General features: G+C 67.4%; 3 protein-coding genes. All 3 read left to right on the top strand.

The features are described 5' to 3' along the window. A partial coding sequence (locus AC1D1T_RS31765; RefSeq protein WP_477993349.1) for a carboxyl transferase domain-containing protein occupies positions 1–142 on the top strand: 142 nt, incomplete at its 5' end. 11 nt (positions 143–153) lie between these two features. Further along, entirely contained in the window at positions 154–2,154 is a 2,001-nt protein-coding gene (gene accC / locus AC1D1T_RS31760) for an acetyl-CoA carboxylase biotin carboxylase subunit (protein WP_477993348.1), read from the top strand. Positions 2,155–2,158: 4 nt separating this feature from the next. Next, on the top strand, positions 2,159–2,472 hold a 314-nt coding region (locus AC1D1T_RS31755), incomplete at its 3' end, for a VOC family protein (protein ID WP_477993346.1).

Here is a 2,472-nt window from a genome sequence, read left to right as displayed (position 1 = left end):
GTTCGTGGCCGGCGCGCGCGGCTTCATCGACGACGTGATCCAGCCGCACGAGACGCGGCGGCGCATCTGCCGATCGCTCGTGATGCTGCGCAACAAGAAGATCGAGAACCCGTGGCGCAAGCACGGGAACATCCCGCTGTGAGGGGCATGAAGATGTTCACCAAGATCCTGATCGCCAACCGCGGCGAGATCGCCTGCCGCGTGATCCACACCGCGAAGAAGATGGGCATCCAGACGGTCGCCGTCTATTCCGATGCCGACCGCGACGCCCGCCACGTGGAGCTCGCCGACGAGGCGGTGCACATTGGTCCGGCACCGTCGCGCGAGTCCTACCTGGTGATGGACAAGATCATCGCCGCCTGCAAGCAGACCGGCGCGCAGGCGGTGCACCCGGGCTACGGCTTCCTCAGCGAGAACGAGGAGTTCGCGCGCCGCGTCGAGGAGGAAGGCATCGTCTTCATCGGCCCGAAGCATGCGTCGATCGCCGCGATGGGCGACAAGATCGCGTCGAAGAAGCTGGCGGCTGCCGCGAGGGTCAACACCATCCCCGGCCACAACGCCGCGATCGACACTGCGCAGCATGCGGTCGAGATCGCGAAAGGCATCGGCTACCCGGTGATGATCAAGGCGAGTGCCGGCGGCGGCGGCAAGGGCCTGCGCGTCGCGTTCAACGACAAGGAGGCGTTCGAAGGTTTCACCGCGTGCCAGAACGAGGCGCGCAACAGCTTCGGCGATGACCGCGTGTTCATCGAGAAATTCGTCGAGGAGCCGCGCCACATCGAGATCCAGGTGCTGGGCGATGCGCACGGCAACACCGTCTACCTGTGGGAGCGCGAGTGCTCGATCCAGCGCCGCCACCAGAAGGTGATCGAGGAGGCGCCCAGCCCCTTTCTCGATGAGAAAACCCGCCAGGCGATGGGCGAGCAGGCGGTGGCGCTCGCGAAGGCGGTGAACTACCAGTCGGCCGGCACGGTGGAGTTCGTGGTCGGCAAGGACCGCAGCTTCTACTTCCTCGAGATGAACACCCGGCTGCAGGTGGAGCACCCGGTGACCGAAGGCATCACCGGGCTCGACCTGGTGGAGCTGATGATCCGCGTGGCGGCCGGCGAGAAACTGCCGTTCACGCAAGGCCAGATCAAGCGCGACGGCTGGGCGATGGAGTGCCGCATCAACGCCGAAGACCCGTTCCGCAACTTCCTGCCGTCGACCGGCCGGCTGGTGCGCTACCTGCCGCCGGCCCAACAAGGCGGCGTGCGCGTGGACACCGGCGTCAGCGAGGGCGGCGAGATCCCGATGTTCTACGACTCGATGATCGCGAAGCTGATCGTGCACGGCCGCGACCGCGCSSACGCSATCGCGMWGATGCGCGAGGCGCTGAACGGCTTCGCGATCCGSGGCATCAACTCGAACATCCCGTTCCAGGCGGCGCTGCTCGCGCACCCGAAGTTCGTCGCCGGCGACTTCAATACCGGCTTCATCGCCGAGCATTTCCCGAAGGGCTTCTCGGCCGAACTGGTGACGCCTGCCGATCCGCTGTTCCTGCGCGCGCTGGCGGCGGTGGCAAACCGCCAGCACCTGGAGCGCGCGGCGCGCATCAGCGGGCAGATGCCGGGGCACGAGTTCCAGGTGGGCGATGCCTTCGTCGTCGTCGTGCCGCTGGGCGAAGGGCGCAGCGAGCGCACCGCGCTGACGGTGCGGCCGCAAGGGGGCGCTTACGACGTGCGCATCGGCGACGCGCAGTACCTGATCGAGTTCGATTCGAACCTGCGCGACCTGGTGATCCACGGGCACTGCAACGGCAAGCCCTTTGTCGCGCAGATCGAGCGGCTGGGGCTGCCGTACCGCGTCTCGCACGACGGCGCGGCCATCGAGGCGCGCGTGCTGGCGCCGCGCGTGGCCGAACTGCAGGCGCTGATGCCGTTCAAGGCGCCGCCGGACCTGTCCAAGTTCCTGCTGTCGCCGATGCCAGGGCTGCTGGTCGACGTGGCGGTGACACCGGGCCAGCAGGTGCGCGCCGGCGAGCGTCTCGCGACGATCGAGGCGATGAAGATGGAGAACATCCTGGTGGCCACGCAAGACGCCGTGGTCGCCGAGGTGTCGGCCGCGAAGGGCGAGAGCCTGGCGGTCGATCAGGTCATCATCCGTTTCGCGTGACGCCATGAGCACAACTCAACGCCCCTTCAAGGTCCTCGGCATCCAGCAGGTCGCGATCGGCGCCGAGCGCAAGGACCGGCTGCGCACGCTGTGGGTCGACATGCTGGGCCTGGAGGTCACCGGCAACTTCGTCAGCGAGCGCGAGAACGTCGATGAAGACATCTGCGCGATGGGGCATGGTGCATTCAAGGTCGAGGTCGACCTGATGCAGCCGCTCGACCTGCAGAAGAAGCCGGCGGTGCACACGACACCGCTGAACCACATCGGGCTGTGGATCGACGACCTGCCGCGCGCGGTCGAGTGGCTCACGGCGAACGG

It is taken from the genome of Rhizobacter sp. P2_H3 (assembly GCF_056403355.1).
Note: the sequence above shows the minus strand (reverse complement) of the source record. Positions and strands in the feature narration are given on the sequence as shown.